This is a genomic window from Paraburkholderia mimosarum LMG 23256 = NBRC 106338 (genome assembly GCF_000739815.1).
In the GTDB taxonomy this organism is placed as follows: domain Bacteria; phylum Pseudomonadota; class Gammaproteobacteria; order Burkholderiales; family Burkholderiaceae; genus Paraburkholderia; species Paraburkholderia mimosarum.
Window position 1 is genome coordinate 1 of record NZ_BBJJ01000008.1, and the last position, 22,442, is coordinate 22,442.

Consider the following 22,442-nt stretch of genomic DNA (forward strand, 5'->3'; position numbering starts at 1 on the left):
GCCTGCCGCAGCGGCTGCTGCTGCACCGGCACCGGCCGCTGCACCGGCCGCCGCGGGCGGCGGCGCGCAAACCGTCAAGGTGCCGGACATCGGCGACTATAAGGACGTGCCCGTCATCGAGGTCGGCGTGAAGGTCGGCGACCGTGTCGAGAAGGAGCAGTCGCTCGTCACGCTCGAATCGGACAAGGCGACGATGGACGTGCCGAGCCCGGTGGCCGGCGTCGTCAAGGCAATCCTGGTCAAGGTCGGCGACAACGTGTCGGAAGGCACGGAGATCGTCGTCGTCGAAGCGGAAGGTGCTTCGGCTGCGGCCGCCGCGCCGGCTGCGAAGCCCGTCGAACTGCCGTCGGACGCGCCTGCGCCGGCAGCAGCCCAGCCCGCGCCTGCCGCACCGTCGGCGCTCGCACAGGCGCCGATCATCCCGGCTGGCGAAGGCGGCGCGCGCCGTCCGAGCCATGCCTCGCCCTCGGTGCGCAAGTTCGCGCGCGAACTCGGCGTGGACGTCGCCCGCGTGACGGGTACGGGTCCGAAGGGCCGCATTACCCAGGACGACGTCACCGCGTTCGTGAAGGGCGTGATGACGGGCGCGCTCGCCGCGCCTGCCGGCGCTGCAGCCGCTCCCGTCGCAGGTGGCGCGGGCCTGAACCTGCTGCCGTGGCCGAAGGTCGACTTCACGAAGTTCGGCCCGATCGACACGCAGCCGCTCTCGCGCATCAAGAAGATTTCCGGCGCGAACCTGCACCGCAACTGGGTCATGATCCCGCACGTCACGAACAACGACGAAGCGGACATCACCGAGCTCGAAGCGCTGCGCGTGCAGCTGAACAAGGAGAACGAGAAGGCAGGCGTGAAATTCACGATGCTCGCGTTCGTCATCAAGGCCTGCGTCGCGGCGCTCAAGAAGTTCCCGACCTTCAACGCGAGCCTCGACGGCGACAACCTCGTCTTCAAGCAGTACTACCACATCGGCTTCGCCGCCGACACGCCGAACGGCCTCGTCGTCCCCGTGATCCGCGACGCGGACAAGAAGGGTCTCGTCGACATCGCGAAGGAAATGGCCGACCTCTCGAAGCTCGCGCGCGAAGGCAAGCTCAAGCCCGACCAGATGCAGGGCGGCTGCTTCTCGATCTCGTCGCTCGGCGGCATCGGCGGCACGCATTTCACGCCGATCATCAATGCGCCGGAAGTCGCGATTCTCGGTCTGTCGAAGAGCGCCATGAAGCCGGTGTGGGACGGCAAGCAGTTCGTGCCGCGCCTCACGCTGCCGCTCTCGCTCTCGTACGACCACCGCGTGATCGACGGCGCGGCTGCCGCGCGTTTCAACGCGTACCTCGCTTCGATCCTCGGCGATTTCCGCCGCGTGATTCTGTAAAACCGCATCGACCGGCTTACGCTGGCGGCGCCGCACGTGTGAATGCGTGCGCGCCGCGGCGGGCGCGGCCGGTCGTCCAAAAGGGGACACCATGAGTCTCGTCGAAGTGAAAGTGCCGGATATCGGCGACTTCAAGGACATCGACGTCATCGAAGTCAACATCAAGGCCGGTGACGTGATCGAGAAAGAACAGACGCTGCTCTCGCTCGAGTCGGACAAGGCCACGATGGAAGTGCCGAGCGATGTCGCGGGCACCGTCAAGGAAGTGAAGATCAAGGCCGGCGACAAGGCGTCGCAAGGCACGGTGATCGCACTGGTCGAGGCTTCGGAAGGCGCAGCGGCGCCGGCGCCGAAGGCTGAGGCGCCCAAGGCTGAAGCACCCAAGGCCGCCGAAGCACCGAAGGCAGCTGCGCCGGCGCCGCAGGCCGGCAGTTTCAGCGGCAACGCGGACGTCGAGTGCGACATGCTCGTGCTCGGCGCGGGCCCCGGCGGCTACTCGGCGGCGTTCCGCTCCGCCGACCTCGGCATGAAGACCGTGCTGGTCGAGCGTTATTCGACGCTCGGCGGCGTCTGCCTGAACGTGGGCTGCATTCCGTCGAAGGCGCTGCTGCACACGGCGCTCGTGATCGACGAAGCCGAAGAGCTCGCCTCGCACGGCATCACGTTCGGCAAGCCGCAAATCGATCTCGACCGCCTGCGCGACTTCAAGTCGGGCGTCGTCAAGAAGCTCACCGGTGGCCTCGCCGGCATGGCCAAGGCGCGCAAGGTCGAAGTCGTGACGGGCGTGGGCGCGTTCCTCGATCCGCACCACATGGAAGTGGTGGGCGAGGGCGGCAAGAAGATCGTCAGGTTCAAGCAGGCGATCATCGCGGCGGGCTCGCAGGCCGTGAAGCTGCCGTTCATGCCGGAAGACCCGCGCGTGGTCGATTCGACCGGCGCGCTGGAGTTGCGCCAGATTCCGCAGAAGATGCTCGTCATCGGCGGCGGCATCATCGGGCTGGAAATGGCGACGGTCTATGCGACGCTCGGCGCGCAGATCGACGTCGTGGAAATGCTCGACGTCCTCATGGCCGGTGCGGACCGCGATCTCGTGAAGGTCTGGGAGAAGTACAACGCGAAGCGCTTCGCGAACGTCATGCTCAAGACCAAAACCACGAAGGCCGAGGCGAAGCAGGACGGCATCTATGTGAGCTTCGAAGGCGAGAAGGCGCCGGCCGAGGCGCAGCGCTACGACCTCGTGCTCGTGGCCGTGGGCCGCTCGCCCAACGGCAAGAAGATCGGCGCGGACAAGGCGGGCGTGGCGGTGACGGATCGCGGCTTCATCGAAGTCGACAAGCAGATGCGCACCAACGTGCCGCACATCTTCGCGATCGGCGACGTGGTCGGGCAGCCGATGCTCGCGCATAAGGCCGTGCACGAAGGCCATGTGGCGGCGGAAGCCGCGCACGGCGAGAAGGCGTACTTCGACGCACTGCAGATTCCTTCGGTGGCCTACACCGATCCGGAAGTGGCGTGGGCCGGCAAGACCGAGGACCAGTGCAAGGCCGAAGGCATCAAGTACGGCAAGGCCGTGTTCCCGTGGGCCGCTTCGGGCCGCGCGATCGCCAACGGCCGCGACGAGGGCTTCACGAAGCTGATCTTCGACGAAGAGACGCATCGCGTGATCGGCGGCGGCATCGTCGGCCTGAACGCGGGCGACCTCATCAGCGAAGTGTGCCTCGCGGTGGAAATGGGCGCGGACGCGACCGACATCGGCAAGACGATCCACCCGCACCCGACGCTGGGCGAGTCGATCGGCATGGCTGCGGAGCTGTATGAAGGCGTGTGTACCGACTTGCCGCCGCAAAAGAAGAAGTAAGCTCGTGCCGCGCCGCCTCACCGGGCGGCGCCCATGAAGAAACGGCGCACTCCGCGAGGAGTGCGCCGTTTGCATTTGGGGTAACGCTGTGTGCCGCGTGGTCCTGCCGGTGCTACGAGAGGCGCCTGAGCGTAAAAAGAAATCCCGGTCGGCGACCGGGCAAGTGGCACGCCGTGAGGCATGCCGGAGCGTTCAGGTCCGGCATCGGGCGCCGCGCTGTTTCAGTGCGGGCCCCGGGTTCGACGCACTACGTTCAGACCGGCTTCTTGGTGGCCGAAGCGGCAGCCGAGCGCGAAGCCTGTGCGGCGGCCTTGCTGGCGGCGGCGGTGGCGGCGTTGAAGTTGCTTTCGGCCATTTCCACGGCTTGCTTCGTGGCCTTGTGGACCGTTTCGTAGGTCGTGTTCGCGGCGTTGATGGCCGACTTGATCACGGCGACCGCGGTTTCCGAGCCAGCCGGCGCATTCTTCGCGACGTTATCGACGAGCGACTGAACCTTGCGGTTCTGCTCTTCGTAGTGGGCTTCGGCGACCTTCGCAAACTCGGCCTGGGTGGCCGAGGCGATTTCATACACGTGACGGCCATACGACAGCAGCTTTTCGGTCAGCGGCTGGGCATAGCTCGTTTGCAGGGCCAGGAATTCCTGCGCGTCCTTGACCGACAGTGCGCGCTGGGCGTGTTCCTGCGTTTCCGCCAGATTCGAGCGGACAGCCTGAAGGTTCAATTCGACGAGCTTTTCCACGCCTTCGAATGCCTTGCCGGTGAGGCCGAACAGGGTTTCGACGTTGGCTTTCTGGGCAGCGGCGAATTGCTCAGGGGTCAGCAGACTCATGTTTACGCTCCTGGATTGGTCGGCGGCCTTCTTGGGTCGCCTGAAGTAAGAAGTGGCACTACGCTGGTGCTCTGTCGCTCGCGTTGTGCGTCGCAACATTACCTCGATTTTAGGATCTCACGGAAGAAAGTCAAGATTTTTTGGTGCGTCGCACAATCTCAACAAATTATTATTAAACAAACACTTATGCATGATGGTTAGGAGGGCTGCGACAATCGCGACAGCAACCAGTGCGCGGGCTCGGGGCGCGGCGGAGAACCGCTTTCTGCAAGGTGCGCCTGATCTCGCGGGAAAGCAGATGCGGGATTTCACCGAATGCGTCTACCGAATTGCTACATGGAACGTTAATGATCTATTGCAGTCGAACGCGTGTCGCGCGGCACGGCGACACCGGTGGTCAGGCGGTTCATCCGCATTTTCCTCAGTTCAAGTTCTGTACGACGAACGCCGTTAACGCAGCAAGCGCACTTTGCGTGCGCCGTAAGCGTTCTCAGCAAGCGGCGTCGTGGCGGGGGGATTGTCTGCCTCCATCGAACGCAATCGAACGCGGGAAGTGCATTGATCTGCTCAATCGAAGGTCATATTTCGGTTTAATGAGCGCCGATAAGTGCTTCAATTTGCGAATTTTTTGTGGTTTTACTACACTTGGCGAACGATCCCGCCGCTCCATCAAGAACACCAATGAAATCCGACAAGCTCCTGTCGTTCTCACTGATGCCGTCGTCGGTCATCAGCGCCGCGTTGTCGGTTGCTGTGTCCGTCGCCATCGGTGCGACGCTCGTGGCGCCCGAAGGCGCCTTTGCTGCGTCGCAAGACGCCGCGCCGGCCAAAACGGCCAAGGCGAAGAAAGCCAGCAAGAAGGTTGCGAAGGCCGAGCCGGCAACGGCCGGCAACCAGGCGGCCACAACCCGCAGCGCCGCCTCGAAGGAAGACGTTGCGCGCCCGGTGGCGAAAAAACGCCGCGTCACCTACACGATGAACGGTCGCCATCATTCGGCGATGCGCCGCGTGGCGTTCGAGCCGCGCCAGCCGACGGTCGGCCAGGCCTTCGGCCTGCACGAGACGCCCGACTCGCTGATGCTGCGTTCGGGTGTGGCCTACGTGGTCGACCAGAACACGCTCGAGCCGCTCTTCGACAAGAATTCGCATGCGGTTGTGCCGATCGCCTCGATCACGAAGCTGATGACCGCCATGGTCGTGCTCGATTCCAAGGCGCCCCTCTCGGAATCGATCGAAGTGACCGATGAAGACCGCGATTACGAGAAGAACACGGGTTCGCGTCTCTCGGTGGGTTCGGTGCTTTCGCGTGAAGACATGCTGCACATCGCGTTGATGGCCTCGGAAAACCGCGCGGCGGCGGCGCTCTCGCGCTACTACCCGGGTGGCCGTCCGGCGTTCATCGCGGCGATGAACGCGAAGGCGAAGCAGCTCGGCATGACCGATACGCACTTCGAGAATTCCACGGGTCTGACGAGCCGCAACGTCGCCACCGCACGGGATCTCGTGAAGATGGTGAACGCGGCTTACCAATACCCGATGATTCGCCAGTTCTCGACCGACCGCAGCTACGACGTGTTCACGGGCAAGCGCAATCTTGCCTACAACAGCACGAACGCGCTGGTGCGCAACGCCTCGTGGGACATCGGCCTCCAGAAGACCGGCTTCATCAACGAAGCCGGTGAGTGCCTCGTCATGCAATCCACGATCCACAATCGTCCGGTGATCATGGTGCTGCTCGATTCGAGCGGCAAGTACTCGCGCTTCGCGGATGCTACGCGCGTGCGTACATGGCTCGACAATGGCGGCGCCGACCAGCAGCCGCGTATCACGAGTGCGGATGCAAGCGGTCCCGGCACCTGAGCGGTAGTCCGGCACACAGCGTGCCGATGCGCGAGTTGCGGACTGGTTTCGCACCGCAACGAAAACGCCCCGCAATCGCGGGGCGTTTTGCTTTGAGAGGTTGCCGCTCCGTTCGTTTCCGTAAGCGGCTCTGGACGGCGGTCCTGGCGAGCTTCAGGCGGGCTGGGCGTTACCTTCGGCGGGCTCCGGGTGGTAGCCGAGCGACTCCGAAATGGTGAGCGCAGTCTTGCTCAACTGGCCGAGCCACGAATCCTGCAGGCGATCGGCCGGGGCCGAAAGCGAAAGGCCCGCCACCAGTTTGCCGGTGTCGTCGTAAATACCCGCCGCGATGCAGCGAACGCCCAGTTCGAGTTCTTCGTTATCGCGTGCGCAGAATTGCTGGCGCACATGAGCGAGTTCGCGCTCGAGGCGGCCCAGATCGGTAATGCTGTTGCGCGTATGGCCCGACAGGCCGGTACGCGTGGCGTAGGCTCGCACGCGGTTCGCCTCGTCGGCGGCGAGGAAGAGCTTGCCCACCGACGTGAGGTGCAACGGGGCGCGTCCGCCGATCGCGCGCACCACCTGCATGCCCGAACGCTCCGAGTAAGCGCGTTCTATATAGACGATCTCGTCGCCCTGGCGCACGGAAAGGTTGACGGTCTGGCCCGTGAGGCGGTGCAGTTCGCGCATGGGCGTGAGCGCCGCGTCGCGCACGGACAGTCGCGCTTTCACGAGGTTGCCGAGTTCGAGCAGGCGCATGCCGAGCCGGTACGTGCCGGGATCGGAACGGTCGACGAGACGGCAACTCACCATGTCGTTGAGGATGCGGTGCGCTGTCGAAGGATGCAGTTCGGTGCGTTGCGCAAGTTCCTTCAGGCTCACAGGGTCGCTATGCGCGGCCAGCGCGTCCAGCAGGCGCATCATGCGCTCGATCACCTGAATCGAGGTCTTCGGATCTGGATGGGTGTCGCTCATGGGTTCAGATTCGTTTGACGCGTGAGGCGGAAAAGGCATTGTATCTCGTATTGTGAAAAAAGTAAGCGCTTGGCGGCCGATGTGCGCTGCAGTGCGGAATATATTTAGCCGGCCAGGCAGCCCAGGCCCGCGTTGGTGACGGCGGCGAAACAGCGGATAATCGGGGACGGTTTTCACGAGGAGTTCCCATGCGAGTCGGTCTGTTCGTCACCTGCCTCATCGACACGATGCGCCCTGAAATTGGCTTTTCGACGCTGAAGCTGCTCGAAGATGCGGGCTACGAGGTCATCGTGCCGCCCGCGCAAACCTGCTGCGGTCAGCCGGCCTATAACTCGGGGGAGCGGGCGATCGCTCGTGATCTCGCGGAAAAGACACTGCGCGAATTCGAGCAGTTCGACTACCTGGTGGTGCCGTCGGGCTCGTGCGGCGGCATGGTCCGAGTGCACTACGGCGACCTGTTCCGGGACGATCCAGAATTGATGGCGCGTTACGGCAAGCTGCGCGAGCGCGTGTATGAACTCACGGATTTCCTCGTCAATGTCGCGAAGGTCGCGCTGCCCCAAGGGGAGTTCAACGGCCCCGTGACTTATCACGATTCGTGTTCCGGCCTGCGCGAACTCGGAGTGAAGGAACAGCCGCGCGCGCTGCTCGCCCAGCGCGGCGTGGAAGTGCGGGAAATGAAGGACTGCGAGCATTGCTGCGGCTTCGGCGGCACCTTTGCCGTGAAATACGGCGATATCTCGACGGCCATTGCAGACGAAAAATGCGCGAATGTAGCGGCGACCGGTACGGGCGCCGTGGTGCTCGGCGACCTCGGCTGCATGCTGAACATCGAAGGTCGTTTGCGCCGCAACGGGGACACCGCCACGCGCGTGCTGCACATCGCGCAGGTGCTGGCCGGCGACGTTTGACGCGCCGCTCGTCGTCGCCGATTCCTCGCCCATTCGTCACGCCTCGCCCGAACCCGCCCACCATTGCGCTGACACCATGCAAGTCCAATCGATGCAGTTCAAGGCGCGCGCCGGCCAGAAGCTGGCCGACCAGCGTCTGCAGCAGAACCTCAAGAAACTCTCGACGAAGTTCGTTTCCGCGCGCGCCGAGGCCATCACGGCAATCGACTTTCCAGCCACGCGCGCGGCGCTCAAGGCTCGCCGCAATCGCGCGCTCGAAAACCTCGATGTCTGGCTCGAGCAGTTCGAGACCGAGGCCACGCGGCGGGGCGTGACCGTGCTCTATGCGGAAACGGCGCGCGACGCCGCGAAGCTGGTCGCGGACATTGCGCGCCGGCACGACGTGCGCAAGGTGATCAAGACGAAGTCGATGGTCTCCGAGGAAATGCGGCTCAACGCGGTGCTGGCGGAAATGGGCGTGCAGTCCATCGAGACCGACCTGGGCGAGTACATCCTGCAGATCAACGACAACGAGCCGCCCAGCCACATCATTGCGCCCGTCGTCCACAAGGACAAGGACGAGATCGCCGGGCTCTTTGCCAGGACGCACGGCAAGCCGCGCCTGACCGAAATCCCCGACATGACGCGCGAGGCGCGCGAAGTGCTTCGCCCGCACTTTCTCTCGGCCGACATGGGGGTGACGGGCGGCAACTTTCTCGTCGCGGAAACGGGCTCGGTGGTGCTGGTGACGAACGAGGGCAACGAGGGCATGTGCACCGTGATGCCGCGCGTGCACGTGGCGGTCACCGGCATCGAGAAGGTGCTCCCCACGCTCGAAGATCTCGCTACCGCCATGCGCCTGCTGCCGCGCTCGGCGACGGGGCAGGCCACGTCGAATTACTTTTCGGTGCTGTCCGGGCCGCGCGGGCCCGACGACCTGGACGGCCCCGAGCACATGTATGTCGTGCTCGTGGACGGCGGCCGCATTGGCCTCATCGGCGGCGAGTTCCAGGAGATGCTGCGCTGCATCCGTTGCGGCGCCTGCATGAACCATTGCCCGGTCTATCAAAAGGTGGGTGGCCATGCCTATGGCTGGGTTTATCCGGGGCCGATGGGCTCCGTGCTCACGCCGAGCTACGTCGGTATCGACCAGGCCCTCGATCTGCCGCAGGCGGCGACGCTCTGCGGTGAATGCAACAGCGTCTGCCCGGTCGGCATTCCGCTTTCGGATCTTTTGCGCAAGCTGCGCGAGAAACAAACCGAGCGCCATCTGCGCCCCTGGCGGGAACGCGCTGCACTGGCCGCGTGGGGCTGGCTCGCGCTGCATCCGGGCGCCTATGGGCTCGTCACACGCCTGGGCGTCCGGATCCTGGAGCGCATGGGCGGGCAGGCGCGGCTCATCCGCAAGCTGCCGTTCGCGCGCGGCTGGACAAACGGCCGCGACATGCCTGCCCCGGTTGGCCGCACGTTCCGCGAGTTGTATGCGGCCCGGAACACGCATCTCGACACGACCAGGTCCAGGCGCGCCGACGAAGCTTGACCTCCCGTGATAGTCAAGCGTTGTTCGCAGACTATTTAGCCGGGCGCAACAGTGTGTTCGTGCCGCGCGGGTTTTTCCTGATTGCGACTCTCTATATCATCTCGACTGGCGATAGTGCGCTCGTGCTCTTCGCCCAACAGTCGATAGAGAGTCGCATCATGAGAAAGAAAATAACGGTGTACTGGCCACTGGCGCTCATCGTGCCGCTCGCGGCGATCGCGTGGATCCATGCGTGGAAAACCGCGGAGCAGCAAATGCCCCTCGCCGCCGGACAGTTCACGGCCGAGCTCGCGCGCGCCGTGTCGTACGGCCTCGTAGGCAGCGACGGCAAGACGCCCGTGAAGGCGATGACCGGCGCTGCGGGGCTGCCGCAGTCGAACGCGATCTGATGAACCGCTCGCGCAACGCTGCCGGGGCGCTGCGAGTCGGCGTGCCTACCGGCCGCGCCGCGCATAATTGTTGCCCTTTGTATAATTGGCGACTCGCCGACGCGCGCTGTGTGCCGGCCGCCGCTCCAGCGTCCCAGCAATGAAAACGGTTTCTGTCTGCTTCGTTTGTCTTGGCAACATCTGCCGCTCGCCCACCGCGGAGGCCGTGATGCGGCGTCTCGTCGACGAAGCGGGACTGACGGAACACCTCGAAGTCGATTCTGCTGGCACGGGCGACTGGCACATCGGCGAGGCGCCCGATGAGCGCGCCCAGCGTGCGGGCGGTCAGCGGGGCTACGATCTCGCGCCGCTGCGTGCGCGGCAGATTGCCGAAGAGGATTTTCGGCGCTTCGATCTGATCGTGGCGATGGACGAGGCCAATGTCGTAGCGCTGCAGGGCATCTGTCCCGCTGCGGAGCGCGACAAGATCCGCCTGCTGATGGAATTCGCGCCGCAGGCCGAAGCGCGCGTGGTTGTCGACCCTTATTTCGGCGGCGACGCGGGCTTCGAAACGGTGCTTGATCAGTGCGAGACAGCCTGCGCGGGCCTGCTGGCCGCACTGCGTCCGCAACTGATGGTTGAATGAGCGGCGCGCAATCTGCCAGATTCGGGCAGATGCGGCCAGATTTGGCCAGCCGTAGAAAACGCGCCATTTTCCCTGGTCGCAACACACGTAATAACCCCAAATCGCGATGCGGATACTTGACTAAACTAGTCATGTATTTATACTTGACGAAAATTGTCGAGAATTGCGGTTCCCATACATCATGAGACTCACCACCAAAGGCCGTTTCGCCGTCACGGCGATGATCGACCTGGCCCTGCGCCAGGAGCAGGGCCCGGTGACGCTTGCGGGTATCAGCCAGCGCCAGCATATTTCGCTGTCGTACCTCGAACAGCTGTTCGGCAAGCTCCGCCGTCACGAAATCGTCGAATCGGTCCGCGGGCCGGGCGGCGGGTACAACCTCGCGCGCCGCGCGGAGGATGTCACGGTCGCGGACATCATCATCGCCGTTGACGAACCGCTCGACGCCACCCAGTGCGGCGGCAAGGGCGCCTGCGAAGGCACCAAGCAGCACGACGGCCACTGCATGACGCACGAACTCTGGTCGACGCTGAACCAGAAGATGGTCGAGTACCTCGATTCCGTGTCGCTCAAGGACCTGGTGGACAAGCAGCGCGCCCGCGAAGGCGCGGCGCCCGCCGTCCTGCGCGACCGCCGCACCGAGGCCCCGGCGGTGGAGCCGGTGAGGACGATGCCGCTTGGTCCGAACTCGATCTTCAACATGGCGGGTTCGTAAGCGCCTTCCCGAGCGGTTCACGACACGAGCCGGCAACGCAATACACAGTACAGCGCAGCACAAAAAGATTCCCCGGAGCGATAGATGAATAACGACATTCCCCACCTGCCCATTTACATGGACTACAGCGCGACGACCCCGGTCGACCCGCGCGTGGTGGACAAGATGATCCCGTATCTGCGCGAGCAGTTCGGCAATCCGGCGTCGCGCAGCCACGCCTACGGCTGGGACGCGGAGCGTGCCGTCGAGGAAGCGCGCGAGCAGGTCGCGGCGCTCGTCAACGCCGACCCGCGCGAAATCATCTGGACCTCCGGCGCGACCGAATCGGACAACCTCGCGATCAAGGGTGCCGCGCACTTCTACAAGAGCAAGGGCAAGCACATCGTCACGGTGAAGACCGAGCACAAGGCCGTGCTCGACACCTGCCGCGAACTCGAGCGCGAAGGCTACGAAGTGACATATCTGGACGTCAAGGACGACGGCCTGATCGACCTCGACGTGTTCAAGGCCGCGCTGCGCCCGGACACGATCCTCGTTTCCGTGATGCACGTGAACAACGAGATCGGCGTGATCCAGGACATCGAGACGATCGGCGAGATCTGCCGCGAAAAGGGCATCGTTTTCCACGTGGACGCCGCGCAATCCACGGGCAAGGCGCCCATCGACCTGCAAAAGCTCAAGGTCGACCTGATGTCGTTCTCGGCGCACAAGACTTACGGTCCGAAGGGCATTGGCGCGCTGTACGTGCGCCGCAAGCCGCGTGTGCGCATCGAAGCGCAGATGCACGGTGGCGGCCACGAGCGCGGCATGCGCTCGGGCACGCTGGCCACGCACCAGATCGTCGGCATGGGCGAGGCGTTTCGCATCGCGCGCGAAGAGATGGCCACCGAAAACGAGCGGGTGCGCATGCTGCGCGACAAGCTCCTCAACGGCCTGAAGGAAATCGAAGAAACCTACGTGAACGGCGACATGGAACAGCGTGTCCCGCACAACCTCAACATCAGCTTCAATTTCGTCGAAGGCGAGTCGCTGATCATGGCGGTCAAGGACGTGGCGGTGTCGTCGGGCTCGGCGTGCACGTCGGCGTCGCTGGAGCCGTCGTACGTGCTGCGCGCGCTCGGCCGCAACGACGAGCTGGCGCACAGCTCGATCCGCTTCACGGTGGGCCGCTTCACGACCGAACAGGACGTCGACTACGTCATCAATCTGCTGAAGACGAAGATCGCCAAGCTGCGCGAGCTCTCGCCGCTGTGGGAAATGCATCAGGACGGCATCGACCTGTCGACCATTCAGTGGGCGGCGCACTGAAGCCACCGCATTGAAGCCACCGCATTGAAGCCGCCGCATTGAAGCCGCACCAAGGCGACAGTGGCGCAGTCAGCAGCGAATAACGAACCGGCCGCAGCGCATCGAACATGCAGCGCGGCCAACGAATTGAAGGAGTGTGATCATGGCATATAGCGACAAGGTTCTGGACCACTACGAAAACCCGCGCAACGTCGGCTCGTTCTCGAAAGACGACGACGCGGTGGGCACCGGCATGGTCGGCGCGCCGGCATGCGGCGACGTGATGAAGCTGCAGATCCGCGTGGGCGCGGACGGCGTGATCGAAGACGCGAAGTTCAAGACCTACGGTTGCGGCTCGGCGATCGCATCGAGCTCGCTCGTGACCGAGTGGGTGAAGGGCAAGACACTCGACCAGGCGCTCGACATCAAGAACACGCAGATCGCCGAAGAGCTGGCGCTGCCGCCGGTGAAGATCCACTGCTCGATTCTCGCGGAAGATGCGATCAAGGCAGCGGTCGCCGACTATCGCCAGCGTCATACGACGGAAGCAAAGGCCGACGCAGCGTAAGCGCGCGGTGTTGAGGCGGGACGGCGCCGGCCGACGAGGCGTGGCGTCGCAGGACTAACGATTTTGGATGCAGCAGGGTTGCGTCGCGACGCAAGGTAAGGCGAAAGCCCGACCGGGCGGCGCGGGGCGCGGCGAAGATGCTATGGCAATTACGTTGACAGAAAAAGCGGCACAGCACGTGCAGAAGTACCTGACCCGTCGCGGCAAGGGCGTGGGCCTGCGCCTCGGCGTGCGCACGACGGGCTGCTCGGGCCTTGCGTACAAGCTCGAGTACGTCGACGAGCTCGCGCCCGAGGACAATGTTTTCGAGAGCCACGGCGTGAAGGTGATCGTCGATCCGAAGAGCCTCGCCTATATCGACGGCACGCAGCTGGACTTCGTGCGCGAAGGCCTGAACGAAGGCTTCCGGTTCAACAACCCGAATGTGAAGGACGAGTGCGGCTGCGGCGAGTCCTTCCGCGTTTGAGCCCGCGCAGAGCGGTGAAAAGGCGGCCTGTGCCGCCTTTTTGATTTTGATGGCCCTGACAGGCCTGATAGCCCTGATAGCCCCACCCGAACATTCCAGCCGATGACCACGCCTTCCACGCCTTCGCGCTCGCTCTCCGATAGCCACTTCGTGCTGTTCGGTTTGCCAGAGCGGTTCGAGATCGACGCGAACGCGCTCGATCACGCGTACCGCACGGTGCAGGCGCAAGTGCATCCCGACCGCTTCGCCGCCGCCGGCGAGGCGCAAAAGCGCATCGCCATGCAATGGGCGACGCGTACGAACGAGGCGTACCAGACCCTGCGCGATCCGCTCAAACGCGCGAAGTATCTGCTGCATCTGCGCGGGATCGACGTCGGCGCGGAGAACAACACGGCGATGGAGCCCGCGTTCCTCATGCAGCAGATGGAGTGGCGCGAGGCGATCGAAGACGCGGTCGGCGCGAAGAATATCGACGCGCTCGACGCGCTCGCGAGCGAGCTGCGCGACGACGAACGCGTGCGCTTCACGAAGCTCGCGGCGCTGCTCGACAGCGGTTCGAACCAGCCTGCGGCCGAGGCGGTGCGCCAGCTCATGTTCATCGAACGCGTGGCGGGCGAGATCGACTCGCAGATCGAGCGGCTCGAAGGCTGAACCCCGGCTGAAACGGATATCGGGCGCTCGCGCCCAACCCAGGTTAACAAGCAGATCACACAGATGGCCTTACTGCAAATCTCCGAACCCGGCATGGCGCCGGCGCCGCATCAGCGGCGACTCGCCGTCGGCATCGACCTCGGCACGACGAACTCGCTGGTCGCCGCGGTGCGCAGCGGCGTGCCCGACGTGCTGCCCGACGAAGACGGGCACGTGCTGCTGCCCTCGGTCGTGCGCTATCTCGCGAACGGCGGCCGCCGCATCGGCCGCACGGCGAAGGCTGAGGCCGCCACCGATCCGCGCAACACCATCGTCTCGGTCAAGCGCTTCATGGGCCGCGGCAAAGCCGACGTCGAAGGCGCGGCGAACGCGCCTTACGACTTCGTCGACGCGCCGGGCATGGTGCAGATCCAGACCGCCGATGGCGTGAAGAGCCCCGTCGAAGTCTCTGCGGAAATTCTCGCGACGCTGCGCCAGCGCGCCGAAGACACGCTCGGCGACGAACTCGTCGGCGCGGTGATCACCGTGCCCGCGTACTTCGACGAAGCCCAGCGCCAGGCGACCAAGGACGCCGCGCGTCTCGCGGGCCTGAACGTGCTGCGCTTGCTCAACGAGCCGACCGCAGCGGCGATCGCCTACGGGCTCGACAACGGCGCCGAAGGCCTTTATGCCGTCTACGACCTCGGCGGCGGCACGTTCGATCTGTCGATTCTCAAGCTCACGAAAGGCGTGTTCGAAGTGCTGGCGGCCGGCGGCGACTCGGCGCTCGGCGGCGACGATTTCGATCATGCGCTCTTTGCGTACGCGCTGGAGCAGTCGGGCATCGAACGCGCGACGCTCGCGCCCGAAGACGTGCGCCTCCTGCTCGACCGCGTGCGTGACGCGAAGGAAGCACTCTCGTTCGCGCCCGAAGCGCGCATCGATGCGACGCTCTCGAACGGCAAACAGATCGCCCTGACGATCGACGAGCCGCGCTTCGAAGCGCTGACGCAGGCGCTCGTGCAGCGCACGCTCACGCCCACGAGGAAGGCGCTGCGGGACGCAAAAGTCGCCGCAAAGGATGTGAAGGGCGTGGTGCTGGTGGGCGGCGCGACGCGCATGCCGGTGATCCGCCGCGCCGTGGCGCAGTTCTTCGGCCAGGCGCCGCTCACGAATCTCGACCCGGACCAGGTCGTCGCGCTTGGCGCCGCGATCCAGGCCGACCTGCTCGCGGGCAACCGCGGCGGCGACGACGACTGGCTGCTGCTCGACGTCATCCCGCTCTCGCTCGGCGTCGAGACGATGGGTGGCCTCGTCGAGAAGATCATTCCACGCAATTCGACCATCCCGGTCGCGCGCGCGCAGGACTTCACGACGTTCAAGGACGGCCAGACGGCCATGGCGATCCACGTGGTGCAGGGCGAGCGCGAGCTCGTGGCCGACTGCCGCTCGCTCGCGCGCTTCGAGCTGCGCGGCATACCGCCGATGGCGGCCGGCGCGGCGCGCATTCGCGTGACTTACCAGGTAGACGCCGATGGTCTCTTGTCCGTGTTCGCGCGCGAGCAGCATTCGGGGGTGGAAGCCTCGGTGGTGGTGAAGCCGTCCTACGGTCTCGCCGACGACGACGTGGCCCGCATGCTCGAAGACAGCTTCAAGACCGCCGAAGTCGACATGCGCGCCCGCGCGCTGCGCGAGGCGCAGGTCGAGGCGCAGCGCATCATCGAAGCGACGAACGCCGCGCTCGGCGTGGACGGCGAACTGCTCGACGCAGCCGAACGCGCGCAGGTCGACACGCTGATCGCCGCGCTCGCGCAGGTCGCGCAGGGCGAGGACGCCGGCGCGATCGAAGCGGCAACGAAGGCGCTTTCCGAAGGCACCGACGAGTTCGCCGCGCGCCGCATGGACAAGGGCATCAAGCGCGCGCTGGCGGGCAAGAAGCTCGACGAGATCGGCTAAAGACACCCACACGCGGCGTTGATGAACGCCGCTCGCGTGCGTGCTTTCCCGATGCAGGCGAGCGCGCCGCGCCAGTAGAATGGGCACATGCCGCCGTCGCAGGCGGGGCATGCGCCCGAGATGAAAAGTTATTGGATACGGAAATCACAATGCCTCAAATCGTGGTGCTGCCCCATGTCGAACTGTGCCCTGAGGGCGCCGTCATCGACGCCAAGCCGGGTGAGAGCGTGTGCGACGCGCTGCTCGAACACGGCATCGAAATCGAGCACGCATGCGAGAAGTCGTGCGCCTGCACGACGTGTCACATCATCGTGCGCGAAGGCTTCGAGGCGCTCGAGCCGTCGGAGGAAGACGAAGACGATCTGCTCGACAAGGCATGGGGACTCGAGCCGACGTCGCGGCTGTCGTGCCAGGCCCTCGTGCCTGAGAACGACGACCTGGTGGTCGAGATTCCGCGTTACTCGATCAACCATGCGAAGGAAAACCACTGAGCCACAAAGAGGAGCGGGCAGCCATGAAATGGACCGATACACAGGACATCGCGATGGCGTTGACGGACACCCATCCAGAGGTCGATCCGCAGTACGTGCGCTTCACCGATCTGCACCGCTGGATCACGGAACTCGACGGTTTCGAGGACAACCCCGAGCGCTCCAACGAGAAGATCCTGGAAGCGATCCAGGCCGCGTGGATCGAAGAAGCCGGCTATTGATTCGCGGCGTTTGTCACGAAGTCAACGAGAAAGGCGATTCGCTAGTACGGCGAATCGCCTTTTTTGTTCGGCTACGGACGCATTGACCCGATCGACTCGCGCAACGGATCCGCGCGATCAGCCTGCGACCAGCGTGCCGTTCTCCACGCGCACGCGCTCACCCTCCCGGAACGGCGGCGGCTGGTGATACGTGAAGTAGCGCATCTTGCCGTTCTCCATGCGCACGCGTACGGAATAGCTCGTCGTGCTGCGCAGATGTTTTTCGACCGAGTTGCCCGCAAAGCCCCCACCCAGCGCGCCGAGCAGTGTCATCGCGGTACGGCCGTTGCCCGAGCCGAACTGGTTGCCGACCACGCCGCCGGCCACTGCACCGCCCACCGCGCCGATACCGGTGCCGTGGCCTTCCTGCTTGACTTCGGAGATCGCCACGACGGTGCCGCACGTCGAGCAGGCGGCCCGCGGCGGCGGCGCCTCCTGCGCGTACTGCTGCTGCGAAGGCTGCGGCTGCTGGACAGGCTGTTGTCCATATTGCTGCGCCGGGGCGACCGGTACGGCCGTTTGCTGTCGCGGCTGGGCCGGGGCCGGTTGAGGCTCTGCCGGCGCATTCTGTTCGTTCTGCGCGTATTGCGAGGCCTGCACCGCCCTGGTCGAGTCGATCGCCGGCGGCGGCGCCGTCAGGGTGGTCTGGCCCGTCTGAACCTGGGCGCTTTGTTCGGCTGTGCTGGAGGCCTTCGGGAAGACGCCCGTGATGGCCGCGGTGGCCGCGAGGCTCGCGACGATGACGGCGGCCGCGGCGGTCGCGATGAGCGGATGTAGGCGGCGTTTCGGTGTGGCAGGATCGGTTGTGTTCATGACAGGCTCCGTCTTTTGCAGAGTTGGCTCTTGCCAGCCAGTTTGAGACAACGCAGGTCGGCGAGCGTTTCAATTTGTAACCCTGCGCCGCGACGGCGCCGAGGCGCAAGGGGGCTGATCGTCGCGAAGCGAGGCGCGGCGCGGTTTTCGAGACCGGTATAGCCGGCGCCCCTGTTCCGGGCCCACTGGCAGGGGGCACTTTTTACCGATGGTTACAAACCTGCACGCCGGAACGCCCCCAGGAAAAAGGGCGCATGCGGCGTGAACCGCATGCGCCCTTCTTGCGAGGCGATGTGCCGCTTAGTCTTCGCGGCGCAGGTGCGGGAAGAGGATCACGTCGCGGATGCTTGCGCTGTCCGTGAGCAGCATGATGAGACGGTCGATACCGATGCCGCAGCCGCCCGTCGGGGGCATGCCGTATTCGAGCGCGCGGATGTAGTCGGCGTCGTAGAACATGGCTTCTTCGTCGCCGGCGTCCTTTTGCTCGACCTGCTTCCTGAAGCGCGCCGCCTGGTCTTCGGGATCGTTGAGCTCCGAGAAGCCGTTGGCGATTTCGCGGCCGGTGATGAAGAGCTCGAAGCGTTCGGTGATGCCCGGCAGCGTGTCCGAGGCGCGCGCAAGCGGCGAGACTTCGACGGGGTAGTCGATGATGTAGGTCGGCTCCCACAATTGCGACTCGGCTGTTTCTTCGAAGAGGGCCAGTTGCAGCGAGCCCACGCCCGCGTTCAGGAACGCCGGCTGGTTCGTGTCCACGCCGAACTTCTTGAGTTCCGTGCGCAGGAAAGCCGCGTCGCCGAGCTGCTCGTTCGTGTACTGCGGCGCGTACTTCTGGATCGCCTGCACGATCGTCAGACGATGGAACGGCTTCGAGAGATCGAGCTCGCGGCCCTGGTACGTGAGCACGGCAGTGCCCGTCGCATCGATGGCGGCCTGGCGGATCAGTTGCTCGGTGAAGTCCATGAGCCATGCGTAGTCGGTGTACGCGGCGTAGAACTCCATCATCGTGAATTCCGGGTTGTGGCGCGGCGACACGCCTTCGTTGCGGAAATTCCGGTTGATTTCGAACACGCGCTCGAAGCCGCCCACGATCAGGCGCTTGAGATAGAGCTCAGGCGCGATGCGCATGAACATCTGCATGTCGAGCGCGTTGTGGTGAGTGACGAACGGCTTCGCGGCTGCGCCGCCCGGGATCGGGTGCAGCATCGGCGTTTCGACTTCCATGAAGCCGGCATCGGCCATGAAGCGGCGCACCGACGAAACCGCCCTGGTCCGTGCCTGGAAGGTCTGACGCGCTTCGGGCGTGACGATCAGGTCGACGTAGCGCTGGCGGTAGCGCATTTCCTGGTCGGCGAGGCCGTGGAACTTGTCGGGCAGCGGACGCAGCGCTTTCGAGAGCAGGCGCAGTTCCGTGCAGCGCACCGAGAGCTCGCCCTTGTTGGTGCGGAACAGCACGCCCTTTGCCGCGACGATGTCGCCCAGGTCCCACTTCTTGAACGCTTCGTAGGTCGCTTCGCCCACGTCGGCGGGCGTGATGAAGAACTGGATCTGGCCCGAGCCGTCGCGCACCGTTGCGAAGCTCGCCTTGCCCATCACGCGCTTGAGCATCATGCGGCCGGCGATGGCGACTTCGAGCGGCTTCGCTTCGAGCGCCTCCTTGTCGGTGTCGGCGTAGTCGCGCTGCAGGTCGGCGGCGTGGTGAGTGGGGCGGAAGTCGTTCGGATAGGCGACGCCCGCCTCGCGCAGTGCGCGCAGTTTTTCGCGGCGCTCGGCGATGATCTGGTTGTCGTCGAGTTCGGGCGCGGCGCTGGGCGCGTTCTGCTGGGTCGGTTCGGTCATGATGGCTCGGAGTTCTTTGAGTCGCGGGTGTTTCGGCGAGTGTTCGGGGCTGCGGCCCCGGCGTGGTCCTTCGTGGGACGCGCACGCAAAAGCGGACTTCGGTTCCTGCTGCGCGCGCCGCCCTGGAGCGAAAGCAGGCGGCGCAGCGGGAGAGGGCGGTGCTGCCGCCCGAGTGATTGCGTTACACGCCCTGTTTCAGGCTGGCGCTGATGAAGTCGTCGAGATCGCCGTCGAGCACGGCCTTGGTGTTGCTGATTTCGACGTTGGTGCGCAGATCCTTGATGCGGCTGTTGTCCAGCACATAGGAGCGGATCTGGTGGCCCCAGCCCACGTCCGATTTGCCGGCTTCCAGTTTGTCCTGCTCCGACTGGCGCTTGCGCATTTCGGCTTCATACAGGCGCGACTTCAGCATCGCCATGGCTTCGGCGCGGTTGCGGTGCTGCGAGCGGTCGTTCTGGCATTGCACGACGATGCCCGACGGCATGTGCGTGATACGCACGGCGGAGTCGGTCTTGTTGATGTGCTGACCGCCCGCGCCCGAAGCGCGGAAGGTGTCGATGCGCAGATCGGCCGGATTGACGTCGATCTCGAACGAATCGTCGATTTCCGGATACACGAACACCGACGAGAACGACGTATGCCGGCCGCCCGACGAGTCGAACGGCGACTTGCGCACGAGGCGGTGAATGCCGGTTTCGGTGCGCAGGAAACCATAGGCGTATTCGCCTTCGACCTTGATCGTCGCGCTCTTGATGCCGGCGACGTCGCCTTCGGATTCTTCGAGCACTTCGGTCTTGAAGCCCTTGCGCTCGCAGTAGCGCAGATACTGGCGCAGCAGCATCGACGCCCAGTCGCAGGCTTCGGTGCCGCCGGCGCCGGCCTGGATGTCGATGAACGCGTTGTTCGGGTCGGCCGGATTCGCGAACATGCGGCGGAACTCGACATCGGCCACGCGCTTTTCGATCTCGTGCGCGTCGGATTCGATGGCGGCGAGCGTGTCGTCGTCGCCTTCCTCGCGCGCCATCTCGAAGAGATCCTGCGTGTCGCGCGTGTCGTTCTCGATGCTGTCGAGCACCTGCACGACGCCTTCGAGCAGTTTCTTTTCCTTGCCGAGACCCTGCGCGTGCTTGGAGTCGTTCCAGACGTTGGGGTCTTCGAGTTCGCTATTGACTTCGACGAGCCGTCGGGCTTTTACGTCGTAGTCAAAGATACCCCCGTAGCTCGCCCGCGCGCGTGCGCAGGTCCGCCAAGAGGGCTTCGATCGCGTTGAGACGTTCCGCTTCCATTTGTGTCGTGATCCGGCGTGTAAAACATTGAATTATAGCCGATTGGGCCTGGATTGGACCTGGATCAAGGGCGGCGCGGACGCGTCGGGCGGACCGCGCGGCAAGCGTCAGAGCGCCGCGTGCTCCACCACCAGTTGCACACGCGACACGCCGTTCCAGGTGTCGCGCACGAGCCGGTAGGCCACGGTCGTGCGCTGCGGCAGCGACTCGGTGTGATTGAACCAGATCGCGTTGAAGCGCTGGCGGCCGCGCAGCAGTTGCAGCTTGAGATGCTTGTCTTTCACGAGCGCCTGTGAGGCGACTTCGAATTCGCCCGAGAACACGGGCGCCGGAAAGCCCTGGCCCCACACTGCGGCGTCGAGCATTTCCACGAAATCGGGCGTGAAATACGCGTCTTCGAGATCGCCGTCGGTCTCCAGGGTGCGCGCGAGCGCCTCTTGCGTGAGCCACTCGCGGCCCACGCGCTCGAACGCCTCGGCGAAGCGTGGCACGTCGGCGGCGGCGATCGTCAGGCCCGCGGCCATCGCGTGGCCGCCGAACTTGTGGATGAGGCCGAGCTCGCGCTTCGAAATCAGATCGACGGCGTCGCGCAGATGAAAGCCGGGAATCGAGCGGCCCGAACCCTTCACGAGTTCTCCGCCGTCGTCGGCGGGCGCGAAAGTGAACGAGGGGCGATGAAAGCGCTCCTTGAGCCGCCCCGCGACGATGCCGATCACGCCCTGGTGCCAGGCTTCGTTGAAGAGCGTCAACGTGGCCTTGCCCTGCGGGTCGACGTCGGCGAGATCGGCGAGCGCCTGTTGCTGCATCCCCGCCTCGATTTCGCGGCGCTCGCGGTTCATCGCGTCGAGCTGCTGGGCCAGTTCCCACGCGCGGCCCACATCGTCGGTCGTCAGGCACTCGATGCCGAGCGACATGTCCGAGAGACGTCCCGCCGCGTTCAGGCGCGGGCCGAGCGCGAAGCCGAAGTCGAAGCCGGACGCGCTTTTCGCGTCGCGGCCCGCGGCGCGAAAGAGTGCCGCGATGCCCGGCTGCATGCGGCCGTTGCGCACGCGCTGCAGACCCTGCGCGACGAGCACGCGGTTGTTGCAGTCGAGCTTCACGACGTCTGCGACGGTGCCGAGCGCGACGAGATCGAGCAGGCCATCGAGACGCGGCTCCGGCTTCGATTCGCTGAACGCGCCGCGGCGGCGCAGTTCGGCGCGCAGCGCGAGCAGCGTATAGAACATCACGCCCACGCCGGCAATGCACTTGCTCGGAAACTCGCAGCCCGGCTGGTTCGGATTGACGATGGCGCGCGCGGCGGGCAGCGTGTCGCCGGGCAGGTGGTGGTCGGTCACGAGTACGTCGATGCCGAGCGCGTTCGCGGCCTCCACGCCTTCGACGCTGGCGATGCCGTTATCGACGGTGATGAGCAGATCGGGCTTGCCGCCTTTGCGCTGCGCCGCGAGCGCGACGATCTCGGGCGTGAGGCCATAGCCATACTCGAAGCGGTTCGGCACGAGATAGTCGATCTGCGCGCCGAGCATGCGCAGGCCGCGCACGGCCACGGCACAGGCGGTGGCGCCATCGCAATCGTAGTCGGCCACGACGAGCATGCGGCGATTCGCGGCGAGGGCGTCGGCGAGCAGCACGGCGGCGTCGTCCAGACCCTTCATGCCCGCGGGCGGAATGAGGCGCGCGAGGCCGGTTTCGATCTCGTCGGGCTGGCAGATGCCGCGTGACGCATAGAGACGCGCGAGCACCGGGTGCAGACCGTGGCGCACGAGCGCTTCGGCGTCGGCGGGCGAACAGGCGCGTGTGACGATTCGGGTCATGCG

General features: G+C 65.1%; 21 protein-coding genes. 15 read left to right on the forward strand and 6 right to left on the reverse strand.

Features of this window, described 5'->3' with window-relative positions; all coding sequences use genetic code 11:
* Positions 1-1,372, forward strand: a 1,372-nt coding sequence (gene aceF / locus BMI01S_RS08650; RefSeq protein ID WP_042288929.1) for a dihydrolipoyllysine-residue acetyltransferase, incomplete at its 5' end; no start/stop codon positions are given.
* A 91-nt stretch (positions 1,373-1,463) separates the two neighbouring features.
* On the forward strand, positions 1,464-3,230 hold the full coding sequence (lpdA, locus tag BMI01S_RS08655) for a dihydrolipoyl dehydrogenase (protein ID WP_028210076.1): 1,767 nt from the start codon (positions 1,464-1,466) through the stop codon (positions 3,228-3,230).
* Between the two features lie 253 nt (positions 3,231-3,483).
* Here the strand turns inward: lpdA and BMI01S_RS08660 are convergent, their stop codons facing one another.
* The gene (locus tag BMI01S_RS08660; protein ID WP_028210075.1) at positions 3,484-4,059 is read right to left on the reverse strand and encodes a phasin family protein; all 576 of its coding nucleotides are present in this window, start codon (positions 4,057-4,059) and stop codon (positions 3,484-3,486) included.
* Between the two features lie 681 nt (positions 4,060-4,740).
* Between BMI01S_RS08660 and pbpG the strand changes: the two genes are divergently transcribed.
* On the forward strand, positions 4,741-5,919 hold the full coding sequence (gene pbpG, locus BMI01S_RS08665) for a D-alanyl-D-alanine endopeptidase (protein ID WP_028210074.1): 1,179 nt from the start codon (positions 4,741-4,743) through the stop codon (positions 5,917-5,919).
* Positions 5,920-6,072: 153 nt separating this feature from the next.
* Here pbpG and BMI01S_RS08670 read toward each other — a convergent pair whose 3' ends face one another.
* Positions 6,073-6,873, reverse strand: coding sequence for an IclR family transcriptional regulator (locus BMI01S_RS08670; RefSeq protein ID WP_028210073.1), 801 nt, complete (start codon positions 6,871-6,873; stop codon positions 6,073-6,075).
* A gap of 188 nt (positions 6,874-7,061) precedes the next feature.
* On the opposite strand from BMI01S_RS08670, the gene BMI01S_RS08675 reads away from it, so the two are divergent.
* The 12 genes from BMI01S_RS08675 (at position 7,062) to iscX (ending at position 16,651) form a co-directional block, all read left to right on the forward strand.
* Positions 7,062-7,784, forward strand: coding sequence for a (Fe-S)-binding protein (locus BMI01S_RS08675; protein ID WP_028210072.1), 723 nt, complete (start codon positions 7,062-7,064; stop codon positions 7,782-7,784).
* Between the two features lie 76 nt (positions 7,785-7,860).
* Complete coding sequence (locus BMI01S_RS08680; RefSeq protein ID WP_042288935.1) at positions 7,861-9,303, forward strand: lactate utilization protein B; 1,443 nt, start codon at positions 7,861-7,863, stop codon at positions 9,301-9,303.
* A gap of 158 nt (positions 9,304-9,461) precedes the next feature.
* The gene (locus BMI01S_RS08685; RefSeq protein WP_028210071.1) at positions 9,462-9,692 is read left to right on the forward strand and encodes a hypothetical protein; all 231 of its coding nucleotides are present in this window, start codon (positions 9,462-9,464) and stop codon (positions 9,690-9,692) included.
* 139 nt (positions 9,693-9,831) lie between these two features.
* Positions 9,832-10,317, forward strand: a complete 486-nt coding sequence (locus tag BMI01S_RS08690; protein WP_028210070.1) for a low molecular weight protein-tyrosine-phosphatase — start codon at positions 9,832-9,834, stop codon at positions 10,315-10,317.
* A 181-nt stretch (positions 10,318-10,498) separates the two neighbouring features.
* A complete protein-coding gene (gene iscR / locus BMI01S_RS08695; RefSeq protein ID WP_028210069.1) occupies positions 10,499-11,032 on the forward strand; it encodes a Fe-S cluster assembly transcriptional regulator IscR in 534 nt (177 codons plus the stop codon).
* Between the two features lie 84 nt (positions 11,033-11,116).
* Positions 11,117-12,340 (forward strand): IscS subfamily cysteine desulfurase, encoded by a 1,224-nt coding sequence (locus tag BMI01S_RS08700; RefSeq protein WP_028210068.1) that lies wholly within the window; start codon positions 11,117-11,119, stop codon positions 12,338-12,340.
* 142 nt (positions 12,341-12,482) lie between these two features.
* The gene (gene iscU, locus BMI01S_RS08705) at positions 12,483-12,887 is read left to right on the forward strand and encodes a Fe-S cluster assembly scaffold IscU (RefSeq protein ID WP_028204173.1); all 405 of its coding nucleotides are present in this window, start codon (positions 12,483-12,485) and stop codon (positions 12,885-12,887) included.
* A 142-nt stretch (positions 12,888-13,029) separates the two neighbouring features.
* On the forward strand, positions 13,030-13,353 hold the full coding sequence (iscA, locus tag BMI01S_RS08710; RefSeq protein WP_028210067.1) for an iron-sulfur cluster assembly protein IscA: 324 nt from the start codon (positions 13,030-13,032) through the stop codon (positions 13,351-13,353).
* A 102-nt stretch (positions 13,354-13,455) separates the two neighbouring features.
* Positions 13,456-14,004: a Fe-S protein assembly co-chaperone HscB gene (gene hscB / locus BMI01S_RS08715; RefSeq protein ID WP_028210066.1), complete on the forward strand. Its 549-nt coding sequence runs from the start codon at positions 13,456-13,458 to the stop codon at positions 14,002-14,004.
* A gap of 63 nt (positions 14,005-14,067) precedes the next feature.
* Complete coding sequence (gene hscA, locus BMI01S_RS08720; protein WP_028210065.1) at positions 14,068-15,939, forward strand: Fe-S protein assembly chaperone HscA; 1,872 nt, start codon at positions 14,068-14,070, stop codon at positions 15,937-15,939.
* Positions 15,940-16,088: 149 nt separating this feature from the next.
* Positions 16,089-16,430 (forward strand): ISC system 2Fe-2S type ferredoxin, encoded by a 342-nt coding sequence (fdx, locus tag BMI01S_RS08725; protein WP_028210064.1) that lies wholly within the window; start codon positions 16,089-16,091, stop codon positions 16,428-16,430.
* 23 nt (positions 16,431-16,453) lie between these two features.
* Positions 16,454-16,651, forward strand: a complete 198-nt coding sequence (gene iscX, locus BMI01S_RS08730) for a Fe-S cluster assembly protein IscX (RefSeq protein ID WP_028210063.1) — start codon at positions 16,454-16,456, stop codon at positions 16,649-16,651.
* A gap of 117 nt (positions 16,652-16,768) precedes the next feature.
* Here iscX and BMI01S_RS08735 read toward each other — a convergent pair whose 3' ends face one another.
* The 4 genes from BMI01S_RS08735 to recJ form a co-directional block, all read right to left on the reverse strand.
* A complete protein-coding gene (locus tag BMI01S_RS08735; protein WP_028210062.1) occupies positions 16,769-17,503 on the reverse strand; it encodes a glycine zipper 2TM domain-containing protein in 735 nt (244 codons plus the stop codon).
* 300 nt (positions 17,504-17,803) lie between these two features.
* Positions 17,804-19,339, reverse strand: a complete 1,536-nt coding sequence (lysS, locus tag BMI01S_RS08740) for a lysine--tRNA ligase (RefSeq protein ID WP_028210061.1) — start codon at positions 19,337-19,339, stop codon at positions 17,804-17,806.
* A gap of 181 nt (positions 19,340-19,520) precedes the next feature.
* Positions 19,521-20,625, reverse strand: a protein-coding gene (gene prfB / locus BMI01S_RS08745) for a peptide chain release factor 2 (protein WP_167334409.1) whose coding sequence is annotated in 2 segments (ribosomal slippage) — positions 19,521-20,543 and positions 20,545-20,625 — 1,104 coding nt in all. Because the reading frame shifts where the segments join, the coding sequence is not laid out codon by codon here.
* Positions 20,626-20,732: 107 nt separating this feature from the next.
* Positions 20,733-22,439 (reverse strand): single-stranded-DNA-specific exonuclease RecJ, encoded by a 1,707-nt coding sequence (recJ, locus tag BMI01S_RS08755; protein WP_028230465.1) that lies wholly within the window; start codon positions 22,437-22,439, stop codon positions 20,733-20,735.
* Between the last annotated feature and the right edge of the window lie 3 nt (positions 22,440-22,442).